Source organism: Mycobacterium syngnathidarum (assembly GCF_001942625.1).
Lineage (GTDB): Bacteria > Actinomycetota > Actinomycetes > Mycobacteriales > Mycobacteriaceae > Mycobacterium > Mycobacterium syngnathidarum.
Map to the genome: position 1 here is coordinate 104,908 of NZ_MLCL01000004.1, position 21,643 is coordinate 126,550.

Consider the following 21,643-nt stretch of genomic DNA (forward strand, 5'->3'; position numbering starts at 1 on the left):
CCGCGGCTACAACGTGACCAGGACCTGGGTGCCGAACCCGGGCTCCGATGAAATCGCCATCGAGCCGCCCATCGCGTCGACGCGGACCTGCAGGGAGGCCAGCCCGATGTGTCCCGCGGCCACCGATCGGGCCACCGTCGACGGGTCGAATCCCCTGCCGTCGTCGGCAACGGTCAGCACGACACGGTCACCCGACCGGTGGAGGCCGACCGAAATCGTGCTCGCGCCGGCATGCTTGTTGATGTTGGCCAGCAGCTCACGGGCCGCGCGGTACAGCAGAGCCTGACCGTCGGGATGCCCGACATCGGCCAGATCCGCGCGCACCGTCATATCGGGACGGGTTTCGTACTGGCGCAACAGTTCCCGCACCGCCGGGGTCAGCCCCAGCTGGGACAGCACCTGTGGATGCAGGGCGGTCACCGTGGAGCGCAACCCGGCCGCGGTCTCCTGAAGGGCGGCACGCACCCGGTCGAGTGCCGGATCCGGGAGGCGTTCGCGGAGCTCGTCGAGCTCCAGGCGTGCGGCCAGCAAGGTTTGCAGCGGGCCGTCGTGGAGGTGTTCGGCCAGTTCGGCATTACGCAGATCGTCGGCCCGGGTGGACTCTGACACCAGCTGGCGCCGGACCTCCATCAGCATCCGCACCCGAGCCGAACGCCGCGCCAGCACGAACGACAACGCGGCCGATGCGACGGCCAGCCAGGCCAGGAACCCCACGTGCATGTAGACGAGGTCGGGGAGGCCGACGTTGTCATCACGCTTGGAGTACAGGATCCACACCGCCAGGTAGCCGACCGTGAGGCTGGCGCCCAGCAGTGCCGTCAGCCACGGACGATCCTGGAACGCAACGGATATGGGCAGCAGGAAGAACACCGGAAGCAACGCTGCGGTGGCCCCGCCGGACACGGCGCACAAGGCGACCAGGACCAGCACGTCGACCGCGGTGGAAGCCCATTCGGCCCACGGCGGCATGGGTCCGCGAAACACCACCACGAGCCATAGCACCGCCACCGCGGCGTAGCCGCTCAGGATCACTGCGTACAGGGCGGGCAGCCAGTGGTCGACATCCCACACCGAGACCAGCACCACGATCAGTCCGATCAGCGGTAGCCGCAACAGCGCCGAGACCCGCACGGGCTGGGTGGTGAAGAATTCGACGATGCGCCCGCCGGCCATGTCAGTCCAGCAGCCGACGGCGCATCGCCTCGGCGACGGCCGCGCCCCGATCGCTCACACCCAACTTCTCGTAGAGACGCTGCACGTGGGTCTTCACCGTGGACGGGGCCAGGAACAGCTCCTTGGCCATCGCCGGAATGGAACGGCCTTTGGCGATCAGATCGAGCACTTCGCGTTCGCGTGGGCTGAGCAACGGGACGTCGGGCTCGTTGCGACGACGGATCTCACCGGCCAGCCCGGCGGCCAGGTTCGGGTCGAGCACGTCGCGGCCCTTGGCGCACGACAGCACGGCGTTCACCAGCTCACTGCGGGTGGACTCCTTCGACAGGAACCCGGCCGCTCCCTGCTGCAGAGCGGTGTAGACGATCGCCGACTCGTCGTGCGCGGAGACCAGCAGCACCCGGGTGGGTAGGTCATCGCGACTCACCGCGGCGGCCACCTGAGCCCCGTCCAACCGAGGCATCCGGTAGTCCAACAGTGCGACCTGCGGCTGGTGGGTCCGGATCAATTCCAGTGCATCGGCGCCGTTGTCGGCCTCGGCCACGACGTCGATCTCGCCGCTGGAGGTCAAGGCGCGCACCACGCCTTCGCGGAACATCGGGTGGTCATCGCCCACCACGACCCGAACCTTGCCGGCCATGCGACACAGCATGGCACAGCCCGGCCGGTGATCAGCGCGTTTAGAGTCGGCGGTATGCATCTGGACGAGCTGCAGTGGTTCGTGGTGCTTGCCGAAACCGAGCATGTCACCGACGCCGCAGCCGAACTCGGCATCAGCCAGCCCACCCTGTCGCGTGCGCTGGCCCGGTTGGAGGAGCAGGTGGGGGTACCGCTGTTCGATCGGGTGCACCGACGTCTGCGTCTGAACACCTACGGCCACATCCTGCTGGAGCACGCCCGTCGCGGCATCGCCGAAATTCGTTCGGCCACTGAGCGAATAGCCGAGATGCGTGACCCCGATACCGGGATGGTGCGGTTGGCGTTCCTGCATTCGCAAGCCGGCTGGTTCGTGCCGGATCTGTTGCGGCGGTTCCGTGCCGAAGCGCCGTTGGTGCGCTTCGAGCTGTTCCAGGGCGCTGCCCATCAGATCGTGGAGCGCCTTGCGAACGGTGAGGCCGACCTCGCGATCACCTCACCACGCCCGGAGGGTTTTCGCTGGCGCGGCCTGTACGTGGAGCGATTGTGTCTGGCGGTGCCGCGCGAGCATCGATTCGCCCGGCGGTCCCGGATCCGGCTGGCCGACGCCGGTGCCGAGCCCTTCGTCGCCCTGGCGCCGGATTTCGGATTGCGTCAACTCACCGACGAGCTGTGGAGCGAGGCCGGGATCGCACCGCCGGTGGTCTTCGAGGCCATGGAGATCCCGACGATGGAAGGGCTGGTGGCAGCGGGCTTCGGGGTTGCCGTCGTGCCGGTGCCACGGCCCGAGCGAGCCGAGTCAGGTGCCGCGTACATCCCGCTGTCGGAGAGTTCGGCCAAACGTCAGATCGGCCTGACCTGGAGCGTGGACCGCCAGTTGCCACCGGCAGCGGCGCGGCTGACCGAATTCACCATGCACAAAGCGCATGACATTGACTAAACCGATGCATTGGACACATCTTTGCTGACGTCCTAGCGTCGTCTGCGTGTCCGCCTCCCTGACCTCTGTTGACTGGCCGGGGCATTCACGTGGTTCGAGCGAGTACCGGCGCCTGCTGGCCGCGTTGTTCTGCGCCGGGGTCGCCACCTTCGCGCAGCTGTACTCGCCCCAGGCCGTACTCCCGCTGATCGCCCGCGGCATGGGCACCGGCGCCGCCCATGCGGCACTGACGATTTCGGCGGCCACGGTGGGTCTGGCATTGGGCGTCATCCCGTGGTCGGCCTTGGCCGACCGGATCGGCCGGGTCCAGGCGATGACGATATCGATCACCGCGGCAACGGTTCTCGGGCTTGTCGTACCGATGGCCCCGACCGCCCCGCTGCTGCTGTCGGGGCGGTTTCTCGAAGGGCTGATGCTGGGCGGAGTGCCCGCCGTGGCCATCGCCTACCTCACCGAGGAGATCGAGGCCGGACATGCCGCCCGCGCGGCAGGCACCTACGTCGCGGGCACCACGATCGGTGGGCTGGCCGGCCGTCTGGTCACCGGTCCGATCGCTGAATTCGCCGGATGGCGCGTCGGCGTGCTGGTGGTCGCGGTGCTGTGCGGTCTGTCGGCGTTCGCATTCGTCAAGCTCGTCCCGCCCGCGCGCGGCTTCACCCCGGCCCGGACCCATGACCTGGCCCGGCGCCTGGCCGAAAATCTGCGGTCACCCCGCCAACTGGTGCTCTACAGCCAGGGCTTCCTGCTGATGGGCGGGTTCGTGGCGATGTACAACTTCCTGGGCTTCCGGCTGATGGCCGCACCGTTTCAGCTGCCGCAGACAGTGGTCAGCCTGGTGTTCCTGGCCTACCTGTCGGGCACCTGGGCCTCGGCCCGGGCCGGAGCCGAAGCCACCCGGTTCGGACGCAAGTCCGTGCTGCTTGGCTCGATCGCGACCATGATTGCCGGCGTTGCGATCACGCTGGCCGGCAACGTCATCGTGATACTCATCGGGCTGGTGATCGCCACCGCCGGGTTCTTCGGCGCGCATGCGATCGCCTCCGGGTGGGTCGGCGCCGCCTCCGGTGCAGGTAAGGCGCAGGCGTCCTCGCTCTACAACCTCTTCTACTACGCGGGTTCCAGCGTGATCGGCTGGGTCGGTGGGCTGGCATTCGACCACGCCGGATGGCCGGCGGTGGCCGGCACCGTGATGGGACTGGCGGTGCTGGCCGGGGTGCTGGCCACCACGCTCAGTCCTGCCTACCAGAGCTCGATGTCGCGGCCGTACTCCGATTCCGGGCGCGGACCGAAGTAGCGCCGCTGCGATTCCTCGATGGTGACGTCGTTGATGCTGGCCTCGCGCCGGGCCATCAGTCCCTCGGGCGTGAATTGCCACAACTCGTTGCCGTAGCTTCGGTACCACTGGCCCTGCGCGTCGTGCCATTCGTACTGGAATCGCACAGCTATCCGGTCCTCGCTGAAAGACCAGAGCCCCTTCCGTAATGCGTAATCCAGCTCGCGTTCCCATTTCGCGGTCAGAAACTCCACGATCTGTTCGCGCCCGACGATGTGCAGATCGCGGTTACGCCACTGCGAGTCCGGCGTGTACGCCAGGCTGACCCGCTGCGGGTCGCGGGTGTTCCAGGCGTCCTCGGCGGCCTGAACCTTCTGGAGAGCTGTTTCCAGAGTGAAGGGCGGGAACGGCGGGCGACTTTCGGGCGGGATGGCGGGTGACGTTCCAGACATGCCACCTTTCTACCTGTCTAACCATGTGGCTATCGTGGCTGGCATGGACTTCGCGCTGTCGGCCAAAGCGGCTGATTACCACTCCCGGTTGACCGACTTCATGGTGGAGCATGTTCTCCCCGCAGAGGCCTCGTACCACGCCTATCGCGAGGAGAAGGGTCCCAAGGACCACACCGTGCCGCCGGTGGTCGAGGAACTCAAGGTCAAGGCGCGTGAGCTGGGCCTGTGGAACCTGTTTCTGCCCTCGGAGTCCGGCCTGACCAACCTGGAATACGCGCCATTGGCCGAACTGTCGGGCTGGAGCATGGAGATCGCCCCGGAGGTGCTCAACTGTGCGGCGCCGGACACCGGGAACATGGAGACCCTGCACCTGTTCGCCAACGAGATCCAGCGCAAGCAGTGGCTCGAACCGCTGCTGGCCGGCGAGATCCGCAGCGCGTTCGCGATGACCGAGCCCGCCGTGGCGTCCTCGGATGCCCGCAACATCGAGACCACGATGCTGCGCGACGGGGCCGACTACGTGATCAACGGCCGCAAGTGGTGGATCACCGGGGCGGCCGATCCGCGCTGCAAGATCCTGATCGTGATGGGCCGCACCAACCCCGACGCGGCCAGCCACGCCCAGCAGTCGATGATCCTGGTGCCCATTGATACGGCTGGGGTCACCGTCCGCCGTTCTTTGCCGGTGTTCGGCTGGCAGGACCAGCACGGGCACTGCGAGATCGTGTTCGACAACGTACGGGTGCCGGCCGAGAACCTGCTGCACGAAGAGGGCAGCGGTTTCGCGATCGCCCAGGCTCGGCTCGGCCCGGGCCGCATCCACCACTGCATGCGCGCCCTCGGCGCGGCCGAGCGGGCCCTGACGCTGATGGTCGACCGGGTGCAGAAGCGCGTCGCGTTCGGCAAGCCGTTGGCCGAGCAGGGCGTGGTGCGCGAGTCGATCGCCAAGTCCCGCAACGAAATCGACCAGGCCCGGCTGTTGTGCGAGAAGGCAGCCTGGACCATCGACCAGGAAGGCAACAAGGCCGCCCACGTGCTGGTCTCCCAGATCAAGTCGGTGGCCCCGCAGATCGCCTGCGACGTCATCGACCGCGCCATCCAGGTGCACGGCGCGGCCGGGGTCAGCGACGACTTCCCGCTGGCCCGGCTCTACAGCTGGCACCGCGCCATGCGGCTGTTCGACGGGCCCGACGAGGTCCACATGCGCACCATCGCCCGTGCCGAACTCGGCCGGGAGAAATCCCCACTCGCTTCGGCGGCGTGCCGCCAATCGAATACGGCGGTGACGGCGTAGTGACCACCGAGCTGGGGGAACTGTCGGGGGCGTGGAACTTTCGCGACGTCGCCGAGATCACCGCGATCCGGCCGGGGCTGCTATACCGCTCCAGTCAGCTCAGCCAGCTCTCGGATGCCGGGCGGGCTGTGTTCCGTCGGCTCGGCATCACCGACGTCGCCGATCTGAGATCCCACCAGGAGGTGCAACGCCAAGGCACCGGGCAGGTGCCCGACGGAGTGGCAGTGCATCTGCTGCCGTTCCATCCCGACGACCCGTCGAACGACGCACCGCACGAGAGCACCTTCCAGCGGGTGATGTCCGAATCCGGCGAGGGTGGGGACGTCGCCGCTGCGGCCCGCCGGTACATGACCGAGGTGTACGAGGAGTTCCCGACGCTGCCGGGCGCGCACAGCGCGGTCCGTGAGGTCATTTCCCTTCTCCGGCAGGATCGTCCGGTGATCGCGCACTGCTTCGCCGGAAAGGACCGCACCGGTTTCACCGTTGCCACCGTGTTGGAGGCAGTGGGTGTCGATCGGGACCGCATCATCGCCGACTTCCTGGCCAGCAACGGTGCCATCCCCGCGCTGCGGAATCGGATCATGGAATCGGTGCGGGCACGGTCGCAGGAAGCCCCCGAGATGATCACCTACGCCGAGGCGCGGTTGACCGACGAGGTTCTCGGTGTGCGTGAGGACTACTTGGCCGCCGCGTGGAAGAAACTCGACGAGGCGTACGGCTCGGTGGCCGGCTTCCTCGACGCCGCCGGGGTGTCAGCCGATGAGCTGGGCGTACTGCGGACCAACCTGGTCGGCTAGCTGCGGGCCGGACTGGTCGGCTCGCTGGGGCGGTCAACAACAGTCACATCCGTCACGGCGCTGCGCCACGGTGTCGAGTTGCCCGGCTGCGAGCGACTTTTCAGCGACAATCGCCCCATCGGCATCGCTGACCACATCTGCCACAAGGTGGATGTATCCATGCGCCACCTGGGCCTCATCAGCCTCGTACGCAACGGATTTCGGATTGCCCACCTATCAGCGACAGAGTCGCTAGGAGGCGGGCACGGGACGCATGGGCTCTGTGCGCCCACTGGTGCAGGTGTTTCAAAGATGCGCAGCGACAAAGGGGTTGATGATCAGCGTGTGGCCGATGTGGCGATTGTCGCTGAAAGTCGCTCATAGGCGGGCACAACGCCTATCGCTTCCAAAACCGTGACAGCTGTGACTCGCCACCGTCAGGCCGGCCGGGCCACAGCCAGACTGACCGCAACCTCGTCAGCCACCTTCATCGCACCCATCAGCATCGAGTACGGCTTGAGGCCGAAATCGCTGTGCCGCACGGAAGCCGTCCCGAGCACGGACTCGTCGGAAACCTCGACCTCGACGGTCTGCTCACCGGAGTGGCCGGCGAGTTCGAGAACGCCGAGGAGTCGCACCGCGGAACCAGAACGCTCGATCGACGTGGACCGGAACCGAGCCTGCGGAAACTTCTTCGCCCGCAACGTCTTCAACGCATTGGTCCGGATCAGCGCCTTCTCGGCGCCCGTCGACGGCGTCATACCGCCCTCGCCCCGCAGCACCTCCAGCGAATCGAGGTCGACCGTCACTTCCACCGCCGACGGCACCTCGCCGTCGGCATCCACGACCGCGTGCCACGAGCGCACTGCGATGGTGAGCCGATGCCCCATCCGCGACGCACTGCCCGTCACGCCGGTGTGCAGCACCAGCTCGCCCGAATCCGGGCCCAGGGTCCACTGCGTCACGAGGCGATCACCAGACCCACCACCCAGCTGATGGTTGCCAACAGCGCTCCGGTCAGTTCGACCCCGACCGACAGGGCAACCCCCTTGAGCGCGTGCACCGTTGACGTCCAGGCCCGCCGATAGTCACGGCGTGCGGCCAACTCGGCCAGGTACACGCCGGCCACGAATCCGATCACGAGCCCGATCACCGGGATGACGAAGAATCCGATCAGGCCGAGCACCGCGCCGGCCGCCAGGCTCCAGATCCCCACCTCTGCGGCCCGCATCCGCCGTACCGGCCAGGCGTACTTGATCACCTCGGCCGTCACGAAAAACACGCCGGCGACCCCGAGCGTCACCCACGCAACGGTGGCGTGCGCCGGGATGGCCCTGGCCTCCCAGATCGCCCACACCGCGATCGCGGCGAACACGAGAAACCCGCCGCCGGGCAGGATGGGCAGCACGATGCCGAGAAGCCCGACGGCGATCACCAATGCGACGAGAACTATCCCGAGGGCGCTCACGGTTTCTGCCCGCGCACCCACTGCATGGTGCCGATGCTCTTGGAGCGCACCCGCTCCAGGCCCAGGCCCTCGAACCGGTCGGCGAGTTCATCTTCGGCGAAGAAGCGGGCCCCGCCCTTGGGCAAGAGCCGTGCCGGCCCCCGGTTGGTCACCGTCGGGACCATGATCGCGATCCGCCGGCCCGGGCGCAGCACCCGCACCATCTCCGCCAGCGCGGCCTCGGCGTCGGGGATCAACTGCAGCACCGCGATCGAGGTCACCGCATCGAAGACGTCGTCCCGGAACGGGAGCCGCTGGGCGTCGGCGCGCAGAAACCCGACCTGGCGACCCGCCTCGGCCTCGACCGCGCGGGCCAGCATGGGCTCTGAGATGTCGACCCCGAACGCAAACCCGTCCAGCCCGGCCGCGCGCGCCAGCGCTGCCGTCACGTTGCCCGGACCGCTGCCGACGTCGAGCGCGATGCCGCCGGGCGGGATGTCCAGCCATTCGGTGGGCTCCTGCCAGGCCGTCATCAGCTTGCGGCCCAGGGCCTGGGCGTTGTCGTAGAGCATCGACCCGGCCGGGGACGCCCACACCTTCTGGATGAATCCCGCGTTCTTCGGAGCGTCGCTGCCGTCCCCCAGCAGATCCAGGTACCCCTTGCTGGTGTCCGGATCGGCCGGGGGATCGATGAGTAGTTCCAGGGCCTTACGCAGCGCCTGAGTCGATGCGGTGTCCACGCCTCTACGCTACGCACCAGCGCCGCTCAGGGCTCCAGGACCAGCTTTCCGCGCACCTGGCCGCCGGCCAGCGCATCGAGGGCGGCCGCGCCTTCGGACAACGGGAACCGCACCGGGGGCGGTGGACGCAGCCCGGCGGCCACCAGCTTGTTCAGTTCAGCTCCGACCTGCGCCTGGGCGGCAGGTTTCCGGCGCACGAACTCGCCCCATCCGACACCGACCACGCTGACGTTACGGAGCAGCAACCGGTTCACCTTGACCGTCGGGATCCCGCCGCCGGCGGCGAATCCGATGACCAGCAGCCGACCCTCGGGGGCCAGCACCCGGATAGCGTCGTCGAAGGCCGGGCCGCCGATCGGATCGACCACCAGATCGACACCCTCACCGCCGGTGGCCTCCATCACGGCCTCGCGCCAGCCATCGGCCAGCGGCAACACCACGTCAGCGCCCAGCGACGACACGAACTCCTCGGCCCCGGACCGGTGGACCATCGCAATCACCTTGGCGCCCATGGCTTTGGCCAATTGGATCGACGCGGCGCCGATGCCGCCCGCCGAGCCGAGCACCAGGACGGTCTCGCCGGCGACCAGCCCGCCACGGCGGGCCAGCGCGAACTGCATCGTGTAGTAGTTGCCCAGCAGCGATGCCGCCTCGCCGTCGTCGAGACCGTCGGCGGTGGGGATGACGTTGGCGGGCAGGGCAGCCACCTGCTCGGCGTACCCGCCCAGCATGGTCATCGCCGACACCCGCTGGCCGGGGGTGAACCCCGAACCCTCGGGCGCCGAGCGCACCGTCCCGGCCACCTCCATGCCAGGTGTGAACGGCGGTTCCAGCCGTAGCTGGTACTCACCGCGCAACAACAGCAGATCGGGGAAGCAGACGCCGGCGGCGCCGACGTCGATGACCACCATGTCGTTCGACACGGGGGCCTCGACGTCGGCGTACGCCAGCCCTGATGTACCGGTAAGTGCCTGCGCTACAAGCGCTTTCACTAGTTCTAGCCCAGCTTGAAGCTGGCCTGCTGGGCGGCGGACAGGTCGGTGATCTCGCCCCACTTGGCGGCGATGTCATCGACGGAGGGCACGTTCGGGAGTACCACACCTTCGTTCTGGAAGAGCGCTGCCCTCTGTATTTTGCCGCCACCGACGATGAACACCGAGTCGGTGTCGGGCAGTTCCTCGGTCATCAGGTAGGCCACCACGGGGGCGACGTACTCGGGGGTGAGCTTCTCGAAGACCTCGGGCGGCAGGATGTCCTGGGTCATGCGGGTGGCGGCGATCGGCGCGACCGCGTTGGTCTTGATGTTGTACTTGGCGCCTTCCTGGGCCAGCGTGTTGATCAGGCCGACCAGGCCGAGCTTGGCGGCACCGTAGTTGGCCTGACCGAAGTTGCCGAACAGGCCGCTGGTGGAGGTGGCGACGACGACGCGGCCGAAGCTCTGCTCGCGGAAGTGCGGCCAGGCGGCGCGGATGACGTTGTAGCCGCCGTAGAGGTGCACCTTGAGCACGGCGTCCCACTGCTCGAACGTCATCTTGTGGAAGGTGCCGTCACGCAGGATGCCGGCGTTGGACACCACGCCGTCGACCTTGCCGAACTCGTCGATCGCGGTCTTGATGATGTTCTCGGCGCCCTCGGACTCGGCGACGCTGTCGTAGTTGGCGACCGCGCGTCCGCCGGCGGCCTTGATCTCGTTGACGACCTCGTCGGCCATGTTGTGGCCGGCGCCGGTGCCGTCGCGGGCACCGCCCAGGTCGTTGACCACGACGCTGGCGCCCTCGCGAGCCAACGTCAGGGCGTACTCCCGGCCCAGACCTCCACCGGCTCCGGTGACGACGACAACACGGTCCTGCACTCCTGGCATGAAGATTCCTCCTCGTTAACGGGCCGCGAAACGGCTCAGCTCCCCTCCTGTATACGGCGGGCGGGTAACTCCCGGTCAACCGGGTCGGCTAGTGCCCGGGCCGATGCATTTCTGCCATCCGCCGGTCAATTGCCGCCAAGGCCGCTGATCCGGAATCAAGCACCGCGACCTTTAGTTGAACCAATCAAGAAAGCAGACAGATCGGAAAGAGGTAGAGGAATGAAGAAGTTCGGATTCAGCGCAGTGCTCGCCAGCGGTCTGGCCGCCGCCGCCCTGGGCCTGGCCGGCCCGGCATCGGCGGACGTGTCTCACCTCACCTGGCTGGATCAGGTCGGCCAGCACGTCACCGTGCCGCACGTCGACACGACCGTGCACCAGAGCCGCTGACTACAGACAACCAGCGGGGCGCTCAACGAGGAGCGCCCCGTTTTTGTTGCTTATCAGAGCTTTTCGGCAGTGACGAAGGTCGAAAATGCGTCGCGTTCGGGCTCCTCGCTGAGCTGAACCAGGCGATCCAGCCTGCGCATCTCGTCCAACGAGTGCGCACCTTCGGCCTGCCAACCGTGCGACCGCAACCATTCCGCGACGTCGGCACGGTCGGGATCCTCATACATCAGGTCGGCGACCGCGAGTGCGGAGCCCATGTTGAATTGGTCGGCGAACTTCTCGAATCGTTCCCGCATCGCCTCACGCCGATCGGCCGAACTCACCCCGGCCGTCTCCGCCGCGAGCCGGCTACCCGGAGCCGACAGCTCGGTGACGAACTCGAACAACCGGTCCTGAGCATCGGCCGGCAGATACATCAGCAGCCCTTCGGCCAGCCAGGCGGTGGGCACAGTGTGGTCGAAACCGGCCTCCCGCAGCGCCTTCGGCCAATCCTGACGCAGGTCGATTGCCACCTCATGGCGCTGCGCCGACGGCTGTGCCCCATGCGCGGCCAGCGTTTCGGCCTTGTACTCCAGCACCTTGGGCTGGTCGATCTCGTACACCGTGGTGCCGGCCGGCCACTCCAACCGGTAGGCCCGGGAATCCAGGCCCGACGCCAGGATGACGACCTGCCGGATGCCGGCTTGCACAGCCCTGGCGAAATACGCATCGAAGAAGTGGGTGCGCACCGCCTGGTAGTTGCCCATGTGGGCGAAGATCTGCGCGGCCTCAGCGTCGAGATCTTCCACCTTGCTGACAAAATCGTTGTCCAACAACGTGTCCCACACCCCGGTGCCCGCACCGGCCACCAGGATCTTGGCGTACGGGTCGTTGATGAGCGCGTCCTCGCGTTCGGTCTCCCCGGCCCGGGCCGCGGCCACCATCACGGCGGTCGAGCCCACGCTGGTGGCGATGTCCCACGTGTCGTCGTCGCTACGCAGTGAGCTCATCGGGCGTCTCCGTCCAATCGGGCGCGCAACAGCACGCTGTCCAAGCCGAGTTCAGCCAGTTCCTCGGCCACGGCCGGACGGCCCAACCGGATCATCTCGTCAGGGCTGCGCACCGCGTCTACCTCCCAGCCGTGCGCCGCGAGCCATCCGGCGGCATCGGCCCGCTCGTCATCGGTGTACATGAGTGCGTCGGCGTCGATGTCCAGGCCCAGCGAGGTCCGCATGTGCTCACCCCGAGCGCGGCGCGCGGCGCGCTTCTCCGGGGTGTAGCGGGCCGGGTCCATGGCGAAATCCTCGACTGCCAAGCGACTGCCGGGGGCGCTGTGGGCACCGATGAGATCGAACAGCCGGTCCTGGGCGTCGGCGGGCAGGTATGGCAGCAGGCCCTCGGCCAGCCACGCCGTGGGTGCTGCGGGGTCGAACCCGGCGTCGATCAGGGCCCCGGGCCAGTCCTCACGTAGGTCGATCGGTACCGGCACGTGCTGAGCGCGCGCCACGGCCCCGTGCGCGCCCAACGTCGCGGTCTTGTACTCCAGCACCTTGGGCTGGTCGATCTCGTACACGGTGGTGCCGGCCGGCCAGTCGAGACGGAACGCGCGCGAGTCCAGGCCCGCGGCAAGGATCACGACCTGCCGGATGCCGTCGTGGGTGACCTCGGTGAAGAAGTCGTCGAAGTAATGAGTACGCACGGCCTGGTAGCTGCGTGCCATGGCGTGGATGCGGTGGGCTTCCGGATCATCACCGATCCAGTGCGGTTCGCTACCGGCCAGCTGCGCCCACGCCGGCCCGGCGGCCGCCACCAGCAGGAAGGCGAACTCGTCGCGAATCAGGGGCTCGGTTTGTGCGGTCTCGGCGGCACGGGCGGCGGCCACCGCAAGCGCGGTCGCCCCGACGCTCTCGGTGACGTCCCAACTGTCGCCCTCGGCCCGAACGAGCCGCACATCGCTCAGATCAGTCATTTGCCAATCCATGCTACCGAAGAACTTAGCCAGGCTATACGGCGATGTGGGGCACCTCACGATGCCGATGCGTCAATCGCGAAGCTGCCAGAGCTTGTTCGCCATCAAGAGTTCGAACTTGTCCACGATGACGGCCACATCCTCACGATGGCCCACGTAACCGGCATAAAAGCCCATCCCCCACATCACCGCGACCAGCATCTCCACGATCGCGGGGATGTCGGTGTCGGTGCTGAGCTCACCCCGCTGGATGGCCTCGTCGACCGCCCACTTGACGAACTCCCGTGAGCTGCGCAGCGCGTCGTGTTCCTCGGAAATCAGCTCGGGGTGACGCTGCGCCTCCAGCACCGAGGTCACCAGGAACGCCGCCGCCGACCGGTCGGTCGAATCAGCATCCATGGCCGCAGCGAAAAACGCCGATATCCGATTCAGCAGAGTCGTGGCTTCCCGCGCTTTCGAAATACCCGCGGCGATCACCTTCGCATTGGTCTGCTCGACCACATCGCGATATAAGACACGTTTGCTGCTGAAATAATGATTGATTGCCGGGCGCGTGAGATCAGCGCGGATCGCGATCGCTTGAAACGTAGCTGCGTCGTAGCCAAGTTCGCTAAAAACTTCACGGGCAGCACGCACGATGCGTTCACGAGTCTCCGCCGCCTTTGCTGCAGGAGGCCGTCCCGGACCTCGGCTCGCTGTGTGGGCCACAGTCAAATTGTGCCACACGTCACCTGAGAGTCCTGATTCCGTCATGTTTGCGTGCGTTATATACAGCCTGACCAGCAAAGCCCCGCCACGCCCAAAATTCGGCGACGACTACCGTGGTGCCTCATGGCGGGGGGTATTTCGCGGGAGGCGTACTTCGAAACCGGTCTGGACGTGTTGTCCGATCGCGGGTACGGCGGGCTCAAACTCGCGGAGGTGTGCAACCGGCTCGGCGTGACAACCGGCTCGTTCTATCACTACTTCCCCAACTGGGCGTCCTACACCCGGGAGCTGATCGCGCACTGGCGTGAGGCGCGCACCCTGCGGGTGGTCGAAGCGGTCCGCGCCGATCACGACCCGCACCACCGCATCGAGACCCTGATCGGCGAGACCTTGGACCTGCCCTACGGCGCCGAGGCGGCGATCCGGGTGTGGAGCTCGCTGGATGCCGACGTCTACGAGGTGCAGGCCGTCGTCGATCAGCTGCGCTTCGACATCCTCTACGAATCCGCGCTCGAGCTCATCGGCGACGAACGCAATGCCAGGTACTTCGCGGCCTGGGGCGTGTACCTGATCGTCGGTTTCGAACAGAGCACGTTGCCGCGCGACGTCGACACCCTGCGGTGGATCACCGGCCAGATGCGCGACGCGCTCGAAACGGGCCGATTCACTCCGGCGCCGGGACCGGACCAACCGGTCTAACATCGGCGATCATGCTGACCCCGGCCGAGATCTGGCGCCGGGCAGCTGACCGTCTGCGTGACTCGTTGCGCTCCAGGGACCCCGAGTACGACGCGCTGCGCCGCGCATTGCGGGCCGGCATCGTCCTGCCGATCGCCGCTGCCGTCGGTTTCGCCGTCGGCGGCGACTCCCAGACCCCGCTGTTCGCGATCTTCGGTGCGGTCTCCCTGCTCATCACCGCCGATTTCCCCGGCAACCGGCCCGCCCGGGCCGTCGCGTACGGCGGCCTGGCCGTCAACGGCGCCATCTTGATCGTGCTGGGCACCGTGCTGGCCCCGTATCCGTGGGTGAGCGTCGCGGCGATGTTCGTCGTCGGCGTGGTGGTGTCGTTCTCCGGGGTGCTCAGCGAGATCGTCGCCGCCGGGCAGCGGGCCACCCTGCTGCTGTTCGTGCTGCCGCTGTGCACACCCGTCGGCCCGATACCCGACCGGCTCCTGGGCTGGCTGATCGCGCTCGTGATCTGCGTACCTGCCGCGCTGTTCCTGTTCCGCCCCAAGCACCATGACGAGCTGCGCCGCTACTCGGCGCGGGTGTGCCGGCTGCTGGCCGACCGGCTCGAAGGCCAGGCGTCGGCCCGCGACGTCACCCGTGCGATGAACAAGCTGTACGAGAGCTTCCTGGGCGCCGACTACCGGCCGGTCGCCCTCAGCGCCGGCAGCCGGGCGCTGGTGCGCGTCGTCGACGACCTCGGCTGGATCTGCGACCAGGTCACCGACGACACCGGCGAGCTGCTCGGCGCGATGCGCGACCCGGCGGTGCGGGTGCTGCGCGACAGCGCTGCCCTGCTGCGGATCCACGATCGGGCCGAACGGGCCGCACGCGGAATCGATCTCCGAGCGGCTCTGGCCGAGCAGCGCACGGTGGCGCAGGGCAGTTACCGCGACGACATCACCCGGATCCTGGGTACCGCCGACGATGCCGACGCCGTCGAACTCGGCCGCGGACTATTGGTCCGGCGCACCATCTCGGCCACCATCGCGGTCACCGGACGCGTGATCGGCAATGCCGCCCTGGCCGATGCGCGTCCGGTATGGGCCCGGGTGCTGGGCCGACGCCTGCCCGAAACCGGTGCCGCCGACTGGGTGATGCCCGAGGCCGTCGCGGTCGCGGCCATCGCCAAGGGCCTGGTGGCCACGCGGGCGGTGGTGCTGCGCAACAGCTTGCGCACCGGACTCGGATTGGCCGTGGCGGTGGCCGTCACCCACGTGTTCCCGGTTCAGCACGGATTCTGGGTGGTGCTGGGCGCGATGTCGGTGTTGCGCAGCAGCGCCCTGACCACCGGGACGCGCGTGCTGCGGGCGGTGGCAGGCACCGCGATCGGATTCGTGCTGGGCGCGGTGCTCATCGAATTCGTCGGGGTTGACCCCGTGGTGTTGTGGATTCTGTTGCCGCTGGTGGCCTTCGGGTCGGCCTATGTGCCCGAGGTCGGGTCGTTCATCGCCGGGCAGGCCGCGTTCACGATGATGGTGCTGATCAACTTCAACCTGATCATGCCGACGGGCTGGCGGGTGGGACTGGTCCGAGTCGAGGACGTCGTGGTGGGTGCGGTGGTCGGGATCGTGGTGTCGCTGCTGTTGTGGCCGCGGGGTGCGACGGCATCGGTGTCGAAACCGGTCGATCGAGCCCGCGAAGTGGGCGCACAGTTCCTCAGGGCGGCAGTTCTGCGCGTCACCCGAGGGGCTTCCGAAGCGGCCACCGATCGCGTCATCGCCCTGAGCCACGACGCGTTGTCCGCGTCACGCACCCTGGATGATTCTGTTCGCCAATATCTTTCGGAGAACGGCGGCCCCAGCGACCAACGCGCTCCGGTGGTGCGCGCGGCCAACCGGGCGAACCGGGTGCGGGCCGCTGCCGAGCTGATCGCCGACGTCGTGCCCCCTCCGCTGGGCGTCTACCCCGCCACCCGGGAAGTGATCGAGCAACACGCCGCCGCCATCTGCTCCCGGCTCACCGGTGCCGACGCCACCGCGGTGCTGGTGCCGATCGGCGAGAGCTTCGTGGTGTCGTTGCGTGCCGAGGCCGCCGGGACCGACCTTGCCGTCTCGGCAGCCCTGCCGCTGGTGACGGCTGCCGCGCATCTGGGCGAGCTGGAACTGCTGTACCCGCAGCCCGCCGAGGCGGTGGGGTAGCGAGCCGGCACGGCAGCTAGCCCCGGCACAGCTCCGTAAAGTCGGCTTCGGGATCGATCAGGTCTTTCCACTGTTCTTCAGTCGGAGTCGCTGCCAACTTGGAGCACAACATGTCCGCCCAGGCAGCGGGCCCGGGGATTTCCCAAATTCCGCCGCCTTGCGCCGATGGATCGCGGGTGGCTGTGACAAACACCCGACGGTCGTCGTCACTCAACGTCACGTAGGCACTATCACCGACTGCCTCGATCGGGACCGGCATGCCGATCTGTGTCCCCGAGCGGACATCCCAGAAACGCAATTTGGCGTCCTTACCTATCGACGCGAGGAACTGGCCATCCGAGCTGTAGGTGAGATCGGAGACCCACTTGGAGTGCCCTTCAAGGGGATTACCTATCTTCTCACCGGTTTTGGCGTCGTACTCCTGGATGTCGTTACTTCTGGAGTCGACCGCAGCAATGCGACCACCATCGTGGCTCAAGGCAAATGCGGTGATATTGCTCCCGATGATTGGCGTGCCAATAGGCTCAAGTTCGCTGTCCCAGATGCGAATCGAATCCGGGCTTCTGGTGTACACGCGCTGGCCGTCCTCGCTGAACACGACGTTCTCGGGAGCCCACTGATGGCCCCGTCCCGGATCCGCGATCGAACTGCCCGTGGTCCAATTCCACAAACGAACCGTCTTGTCATCGCTCACACTGGCCAGCGTCTTGCCGTCAGGACTGAACGCAATATCAGTCACGGCGGCGGTATGGCCTCGCATCGGATGGCCGCGTTCCTGCCCACTCGATGCATCGATGATGTCGATGTCAGCATCGAAACCTGCAAGCGCCAACCATTTTCGATCGTCGCTGACGTCCAGCTGTACAACATCACGTATCGCCTCCGACGCAATGGGTGCGGTCAAAAGCGCGCCGGTATCAGGATCCAGCCAACGCAGGTCGTTCCCTCGGAGAACCGCGATTCGCGGACCTGCGGTGCTGACGTACAACCCGTATTGAGCGTCACTTCCGGCAAGACCGGCGGCTTTGCTGCCACGCAATTCGGTAGCAAGTGTCACGTTGGTCCTCGCGTCGGATATCCCGAGGCTGCGATCGGTGACGGTGACGATGTGATCGCCTTGCAGTGCAACCTGTGTCACTGGCTCCACGAAGAACAAGGTGCCGTCGATCGTCCTACCCGTAGCAGCATCACTGACGCCGACGTTGCCGTCGGTGCTACCGGCGACGACCCGTGTTCCGTCGGAACTGAAGGCTACTGACACGTCGCCGGGGCCAGTGACATCGGAATTCGCCAGCGTCGCACCGGTCTGGGCATCCCAGGTCCGCAGGCGCCACGCGCCGCCTTCTCTGGTGCCGGCAGCGATGGTCTGCCCGTCCGGGCTGAACGCGAGGCTGTTCACCGCAGTGTGTTCGGTTTGCGGACCGTCGCTCTCACGCGGACCTGCCGAGTCGCTTCGCGCTGAATCCATGTCGCGCAGACGCGCCCCGGTCGTGGCGTCCCACAATGTAACCGCACCGTTCCAGCTGCCCGTTGCCAGGCTGGTCCCGCCGTGATCGAACGCAAGCGCACTGACGAAATCGGACTCCGCTGCCAGTCCGCCGCTGAACATTTGCTCACCGGTCCGCGCGTTCCACAACCGCACGTCAAACTTGTTGTCTTTCGTGGTAACGACTGCCGCGACGCGGTGCCCGTCGGGGTTCAGGGCTACCCACAACGCAGAGCCACTGCCGACCAGCGGCGGCCCTACCGGCGTGCCGTCCCGGGCATCCCAAACCCGAGCGCCACCGACATCATCGAGAGCGACGAAGCCGCCATCCCAGCTCACCGCGAGCAAACCCGATGCCGAATCCGCGAAAGGCTTGCCTACCGGCTGACCGGTGCTACCGTCCAACATCTGAACGCCCGCTTCGTCACTCGTCACTACGCGCTGACCATCCGCACTCAAGAGACTGCCTTCCTCGGGCAGGCCAATTACCTTCTGCAGCGCCGGCCTGGTGATCAGCGCGGTCAGCAACCCCCCTGCGCCGTCTCTGTCGAGGATCTTCTGAGCGGCCAAAAGTTTGTTGAAGGCCTCCAGCTCGCTGCCGGGTTGGGCAGTGAGCAGCATCAGTTGTCCGCGTGAACTCAACCGTTCGGCGAGTGCCGTATCGCGGGCATCGATGGCCGAACCCCGGAGAGTCCACGCCACCAGAGCCAGGACGACCGTTGCTGCGCACACTGCGGCGAGCGCAATCGACAGCTTCTTGAACCGTCGTCGCGCCCGCCGCTCGCGATCAAGTTCTGCCCGATGCCGCGCGGCCGCCTGCTCAAAGGCATGCTTCTCCGCCTCCGCGCGGGCGGCCAGTTCCGCCTTCGCGTCTTCGGCTTTCCGGCGATCGCGGTGCTCACGCACCGTGCCCGTGAGGACATCGTGTATCAACTCGATCCGTTGCGTGCCATGGTATTCCGCAAGCCGCACCAGCCGGGAACTGATCAGCTGGTCGAGTTCCTCGGGGGTCAGCCGTGACGGCACCGCATCCTCGACCGCCTCGAAATCACGAAACCCGGTCTTGGTGATCAACTGATTCTCGATGAATTCCGCAACCCCTGCCCGCATGCCGCTCACGCACGAGATGTAGTAGTTCGGGATGGTCGACCGGCCGTGTTCGTCGACAAGCTGCTCATCGAACGTGGCTTTCCCCAGACGCTTGCGTTCCTCGTTGAGCTCGCGGCAGACCAAGCTGAGCAGCGTCGGTTCGACCTCGCCCGCGGTGCGACGACTGGCCGGAACCTCACCGTCGCGCGGTAAAGAATCCGCGCCGGTGTGCAGACCCGCGCCGGCGATGATGCCGACGACCTGGTGCGCCAATTCAGGCGTCATCAGGTGTTCGGCCGGCTTGTAGACGGCATCGAATGCTTCGTCAGTCGCCAAGGGAAGCAACCGCATTCGCGCGCGCCCGAGCGCAGGAATGAACCGGCACCAGTCCTCGAGGTGCGCGAGGAAATCCTCCCGAAGGCTGATCAGGAGCTTGCAGTTGTGCGCCCGCAGGTTGAATCGTCGCGCCTCGGCAGGGTCATTCTTGATGCGGACAGCCAGCTCCGCGGGTATCCGGTTCTCGGCGAGGTCGGCCAGGTCGTACTTGAAAGCCTCCACCTGATCCGGTACGCCCGCGCCGAGCGTGAACAGCTCTTCGAACTGGTCGAGCACGATCACCGGCGTCAGCAGGTAGTTCCGCGCACTCCAGAGCTCGAGATCGGCACGATGCAGGTATTCCCACAGTGATTCGTCGTCCTGGGGAAGCAAAGCATCGGGCGCCTCCGCCGCGATGGCATTGCGGACGGCGTCGTGGAGCTGAGAGCTGAGTGAGGCCGCGCCCGGCTTGAGATCGAACCGGACATAGATCGGGAGGAAGTTCTCGTTGCGCAACAACGGGAACAGGCCCGCGTGCAGCAGCGACGTCTTGCCCAGGCCCGAGCGACCGAACAAGACCGTCACGGGCGCGTCGAGAACCTTCTTCAGCAGTTTTTCGCATTCGTGGCCGCGGCCGTAGAAGAAGCCCTGCGCGTCTTCGCAATAGGATTCCAGCCCGGGCCACGGGTTGTCCGTGTCGAGCTTCGTTGTGATCGTTGCGCGCGTCATGCCGCGTCGTTACGTCGAAATTCCCGGATCGCCGAGATCACGTCCCTCATCAGGGCCGCGTCCGGCTCGCCTCCCGGCGCATGACCGAACTGGAAGTTCTTGAACTCCCGCGGCACCTGCTTGAAGCGGGTCGCGTCACCGTCATAGTCCTCGTCGATGACGACGGGCATGATGAACCGTTGCCCCAGAATGCCGCGGGTTCGCTCTACGGCCTCGTTCCATTCCCTGAAGACGTAGCTTTCTTTCTTCCGTTCGGTATTCGCCGAGATCACCGGTACGAACAAGCTGACGGTTTGACGAATGCTGCTGAGAATCTCGTCTTCCCAGGCGTCCCCGGTGTGCAGTTCCCGCTCGTCGAGCCAGGCCACCCCGCCGAGTTTGGCGATCGCGTCATACAGTCGCCGGGCCGCGACCACATCCTCGTGCTTGTAGCTGATGAAGATCTCCGCGCTGTCCAGTGACGGCGGTTCGGAACCTTGAGGTCCGCCGAGCACGATCCCGGGTGACCCGGATGGCCGAGGACCCGGTTGTTTGGCCTCCCAGCGCTGACGCAGCTCCGCGACGAACTTGGTCGGCTCCATGTCCAACTGCTTGACCATGGTCCGACGGCAGTAGGTCGAGAAGAAGCCCGACAGCGACGGTTCGCGCGAGTTCGCGGCGAAGAAAAACGGTTTGCCGCCGAGCGACAGCCGTTTGTCGCTGGACAGTCGCACGAGAAACCGCCCGAACCAATCGGGAATCTCGCAACCGATGAACAACATCGGCTGATGCTTCAGCGGGTAGTCGAGCCAGTCGGGGAGGCTGGCCTTTTCCGTCAGCAGCGCATGAATCCACTCCAGTCGGTCCTCCTCGTGGATGGCGTACTCCGGCATCGCGGCGGTTTGACCGAACAGGCTGAGAACGACGGTGTCGGTCTGCGAAGGCTCTCGGGCGTTGCGCTCCTGGTCGGGAGTGGACTTGTTCGGGGAGAACGAAACCTCGCGCACCGGGCGGCCGCGGATGGCACTCAGCGCTTTCGCGAGCAATCGGTCGGGCGTCGTCGTCACGAACAGACGCAGATCGTCGATGGCCGCGAGATCTCGGAGCGCATCGCCGGGTTCGGGATCGAGCTCCACCACGATCTCGTCGATCACGCCATACAGGTCGTCGACCTCGTCGCGACCACGCTCACGCAGAAACGCGGCCACCGCCTGGTCGGTGGTCGTGGCCCCGGACGGCACGGTCAGGCCGAACCGCTCGGTGAGCTCCTGGCCTACCAGGGTTGTCAGCTTCTGCTCAGAGTCACCGACCTTGACCACGGTGACGTCGGGCCCAACCACCGGTATCAGCACCTGGTGCCGGATGTGGGACAGAAGGCTGCTCCAGAATTCCTCGCTCATCTCGAATTGCTCGATTCACATTGCGCCAGGCATCTGCCCGCATCGCCGGGGTGGCGCAGCACCAGCGCGGGATGTCCAGGGAATGCTCCGGGCACATGCCAATGGTCCTAGCCCGCGCGACCGCGGCGTAGCGTAGTCAACTA

20 protein-coding genes are annotated in these 21,643 nt (G+C 66.7%); 7 read left to right on the top strand and 13 right to left on the bottom strand.

Features of this window, described 5'->3' with window-relative positions; all coding sequences use genetic code 11:
- Nucleotides 1-6: 6 nt before the first annotated feature.
- Nucleotides 7-1,173, bottom strand: coding sequence for a sensor histidine kinase (locus BKG60_RS02195; RefSeq protein ID WP_075909104.1), 1,167 nt, complete (start codon nucleotides 1,171-1,173; stop codon nucleotides 7-9).
- Nucleotide 1,174: 1 nt separating this feature from the next.
- Nucleotides 1,175-1,825 carry a response regulator gene (locus BKG60_RS02200; RefSeq protein WP_075909140.1) on the bottom strand — a complete coding sequence of 217 codons (651 nt, stop codon included), beginning with the start codon at nucleotides 1,823-1,825 and terminating at the stop codon, nucleotides 1,175-1,177.
- 42 nt (nucleotides 1,826-1,867) lie between these two features.
- Here BKG60_RS02200 and BKG60_RS02205 point away from each other — a divergent pair, with 42 nt between their 5' ends.
- A complete protein-coding gene (locus tag BKG60_RS02205) occupies nucleotides 1,868-2,749 on the top strand; it encodes a LysR family transcriptional regulator (RefSeq protein ID WP_075909105.1) in 882 nt (293 codons plus the stop codon).
- A gap of 46 nt (nucleotides 2,750-2,795) precedes the next feature.
- Entirely contained in the window at nucleotides 2,796-4,043 is a 1,248-nt protein-coding gene (locus BKG60_RS02210; protein WP_239251711.1) for an MFS transporter, read from the top strand.
- On the opposite strand, the gene BKG60_RS02215 is transcribed toward BKG60_RS02210, so the two are convergent.
- On the bottom strand, nucleotides 3,989-4,474 hold the full coding sequence (locus tag BKG60_RS02215) for a nuclear transport factor 2 family protein (protein WP_075909106.1): 486 nt from the start codon (nucleotides 4,472-4,474) through the stop codon (nucleotides 3,989-3,991). The two genes, BKG60_RS02210 and BKG60_RS02215, sit on opposite strands and share 55 nt — an antisense overlap.
- Nucleotides 4,475-4,529: 55 nt before the next feature.
- Here BKG60_RS02215 and BKG60_RS02220 point away from each other — a divergent pair, with 55 nt between their 5' ends.
- Both BKG60_RS02220 and BKG60_RS02225 read left to right on the top strand, forming a co-directional pair.
- Nucleotides 4,530-5,768, top strand: a complete 1,239-nt coding sequence (locus tag BKG60_RS02220) for an acyl-CoA dehydrogenase family protein (protein ID WP_165688695.1) — start codon at nucleotides 4,530-4,532, stop codon at nucleotides 5,766-5,768.
- Nucleotides 5,768-6,565, top strand: coding sequence for a tyrosine-protein phosphatase (locus BKG60_RS02225; protein ID WP_075909108.1), 798 nt, complete (start codon nucleotides 5,768-5,770; stop codon nucleotides 6,563-6,565). Before BKG60_RS02220 ends, BKG60_RS02225 begins: the two co-directional genes overlap by 1 nt.
- Before the next feature lie 416 nt (nucleotides 6,566-6,981).
- On the opposite strand, the gene BKG60_RS02235 is transcribed toward BKG60_RS02225, so the two are convergent.
- From BKG60_RS02235 to BKG60_RS02255, 5 genes are read right to left on the bottom strand one after another with little or no spacing between them, the layout of a single operon-like run.
- Nucleotides 6,982-7,509: a YceI family protein gene (locus tag BKG60_RS02235; RefSeq protein WP_120764801.1), complete on the bottom strand. Its 528-nt coding sequence runs from the start codon at nucleotides 7,507-7,509 to the stop codon at nucleotides 6,982-6,984.
- Nucleotides 7,506-8,012, bottom strand: a complete 507-nt coding sequence (locus BKG60_RS02240; RefSeq protein ID WP_075909111.1) for a DUF456 domain-containing protein — start codon at nucleotides 8,010-8,012, stop codon at nucleotides 7,506-7,508. The genes BKG60_RS02235 and BKG60_RS02240 overlap by 4 nt, the downstream gene beginning before the upstream one ends.
- The gene (locus BKG60_RS02245) at nucleotides 8,009-8,731 is read right to left on the bottom strand and encodes a methyltransferase domain-containing protein (protein WP_075909112.1); all 723 of its coding nucleotides are present in this window, start codon (nucleotides 8,729-8,731) and stop codon (nucleotides 8,009-8,011) included. Before BKG60_RS02245 ends, BKG60_RS02240 begins: the two co-directional genes overlap by 4 nt.
- Before the next feature lie 26 nt (nucleotides 8,732-8,757).
- Nucleotides 8,758-9,723 (bottom strand): NADPH:quinone oxidoreductase family protein, encoded by a 966-nt coding sequence (locus BKG60_RS02250; protein WP_075909113.1) that lies wholly within the window; start codon nucleotides 9,721-9,723, stop codon nucleotides 8,758-8,760.
- Between the two features lie 5 nt (nucleotides 9,724-9,728).
- Entirely contained in the window at nucleotides 9,729-10,592 is an 864-nt protein-coding gene (locus BKG60_RS02255) for an SDR family oxidoreductase (RefSeq protein WP_075909114.1), read from the bottom strand.
- A 219-nt stretch (nucleotides 10,593-10,811) separates the two neighbouring features.
- Between BKG60_RS02255 and BKG60_RS31830 the strand changes: the two genes are divergently transcribed.
- The gene (locus BKG60_RS31830; RefSeq protein WP_165617850.1) at nucleotides 10,812-10,979 is read left to right on the top strand and encodes a hypothetical protein; all 168 of its coding nucleotides are present in this window, start codon (nucleotides 10,812-10,814) and stop codon (nucleotides 10,977-10,979) included.
- Between the two features lie 53 nt (nucleotides 10,980-11,032).
- Here BKG60_RS31830 and BKG60_RS02260 read toward each other — a convergent pair whose 3' ends face one another.
- The 3 genes from BKG60_RS02260 to BKG60_RS02270 form a co-directional block, all read right to left on the bottom strand.
- Nucleotides 11,033-11,968, bottom strand: coding sequence for a class I SAM-dependent methyltransferase (locus BKG60_RS02260; protein ID WP_075909115.1), 936 nt, complete (start codon nucleotides 11,966-11,968; stop codon nucleotides 11,033-11,035).
- Complete coding sequence (locus tag BKG60_RS02265; RefSeq protein WP_075909116.1) at nucleotides 11,965-12,927, bottom strand: SAM-dependent methyltransferase; 963 nt, start codon at nucleotides 12,925-12,927, stop codon at nucleotides 11,965-11,967. Before BKG60_RS02265 ends, BKG60_RS02260 begins: the two co-directional genes overlap by 4 nt.
- Nucleotides 12,928-12,999: 72 nt before the next feature.
- The gene (locus tag BKG60_RS02270) at nucleotides 13,000-13,635 is read right to left on the bottom strand and encodes a TetR/AcrR family transcriptional regulator (RefSeq protein WP_070946844.1); all 636 of its coding nucleotides are present in this window, start codon (nucleotides 13,633-13,635) and stop codon (nucleotides 13,000-13,002) included.
- Between the two features lie 123 nt (nucleotides 13,636-13,758).
- Here BKG60_RS02270 and BKG60_RS02275 point away from each other — a divergent pair, with 123 nt between their 5' ends.
- Nucleotides 13,759-14,334: a TetR/AcrR family transcriptional regulator gene (locus tag BKG60_RS02275; RefSeq protein WP_075909117.1), complete on the top strand. Its 576-nt coding sequence runs from the start codon at nucleotides 13,759-13,761 to the stop codon at nucleotides 14,332-14,334.
- Nucleotides 14,335-14,345: 11 nt separating this feature from the next.
- A complete protein-coding gene (locus BKG60_RS02280) occupies nucleotides 14,346-16,502 on the top strand; it encodes an FUSC family protein (RefSeq protein ID WP_075909118.1) in 2,157 nt (718 codons plus the stop codon).
- A 16-nt stretch (nucleotides 16,503-16,518) separates the two neighbouring features.
- Here BKG60_RS02280 and BKG60_RS02285 read toward each other — a convergent pair whose 3' ends face one another.
- Together BKG60_RS02285 and BKG60_RS02290 are read right to left on the bottom strand one after the other, a co-directional pair.
- Nucleotides 16,519-20,121 (bottom strand): WD40 repeat domain-containing protein, encoded by a 3,603-nt coding sequence (locus tag BKG60_RS02285; protein WP_070946847.1) that lies wholly within the window; start codon nucleotides 20,119-20,121, stop codon nucleotides 16,519-16,521.
- Entirely contained in the window at nucleotides 20,118-21,500 is a 1,383-nt protein-coding gene (locus BKG60_RS02290; protein WP_070946848.1) for a toll/interleukin-1 receptor domain-containing protein, read from the bottom strand. The genes BKG60_RS02285 and BKG60_RS02290 overlap by 4 nt, the downstream gene beginning before the upstream one ends.
- Nucleotides 21,501-21,643: the final 143 nt, after the last annotated feature.

Excerpts from the sequence above, each read along its gene's own strand:
- BKG60_RS02195 (WP_075909104.1), bottom strand. The coding sequence starts at position 1,173 with ATGGCCGGCGGGCGCATCGTCGAATTCTTCACCACCCAGCCCGTGCGG.
- BKG60_RS02200 (WP_075909140.1), bottom strand. The coding sequence starts at position 1,825 with ATGCTGTGTCGCATGGCCGGCAAGGTTCGGGTCGTGGTGGGCGATGAC.
- BKG60_RS02205 (WP_075909105.1), top strand. The coding sequence starts at position 1,868 with ATGCATCTGGACGAGCTGCAGTGGTTCGTGGTGCTTGCCGAAACCGAG.
- BKG60_RS02215 (WP_075909106.1), bottom strand. The coding sequence starts at position 4,474 with ATGTCTGGAACGTCACCCGCCATCCCGCCCGAAAGTCGCCCGCCGTTC.
- BKG60_RS02255 (WP_075909114.1), bottom strand. The coding sequence starts at position 10,592 with ATGCCAGGAGTGCAGGACCGTGTTGTCGTCGTCACCGGAGCCGGTGGA.
- BKG60_RS31830 (WP_165617850.1), top strand. The coding sequence starts at position 10,812 with ATGAAGAAGTTCGGATTCAGCGCAGTGCTCGCCAGCGGTCTGGCCGCC.
- BKG60_RS02260 (WP_075909115.1), bottom strand. The coding sequence starts at position 11,968 with ATGAGCTCACTGCGTAGCGACGACGACACGTGGGACATCGCCACCAGC.
- BKG60_RS02265 (WP_075909116.1), bottom strand. The coding sequence starts at position 12,927 with ATGACTGATCTGAGCGATGTGCGGCTCGTTCGGGCCGAGGGCGACAGT.
- BKG60_RS02275 (WP_075909117.1), top strand. The coding sequence starts at position 13,759 with ATGGCGGGGGGTATTTCGCGGGAGGCGTACTTCGAAACCGGTCTGGAC.
- BKG60_RS02280 (WP_075909118.1), top strand. The coding sequence starts at position 14,346 with ATGCTGACCCCGGCCGAGATCTGGCGCCGGGCAGCTGACCGTCTGCGT.
- BKG60_RS02285 (WP_070946847.1), bottom strand. The coding sequence starts at position 20,121 with ATGACGCGCGCAACGATCACAACGAAGCTCGACACGGACAACCCGTGG.
- BKG60_RS02290 (WP_070946848.1), bottom strand. The coding sequence starts at position 21,500 with ATGAGCGAGGAATTCTGGAGCAGCCTTCTGTCCCACATCCGGCACCAG.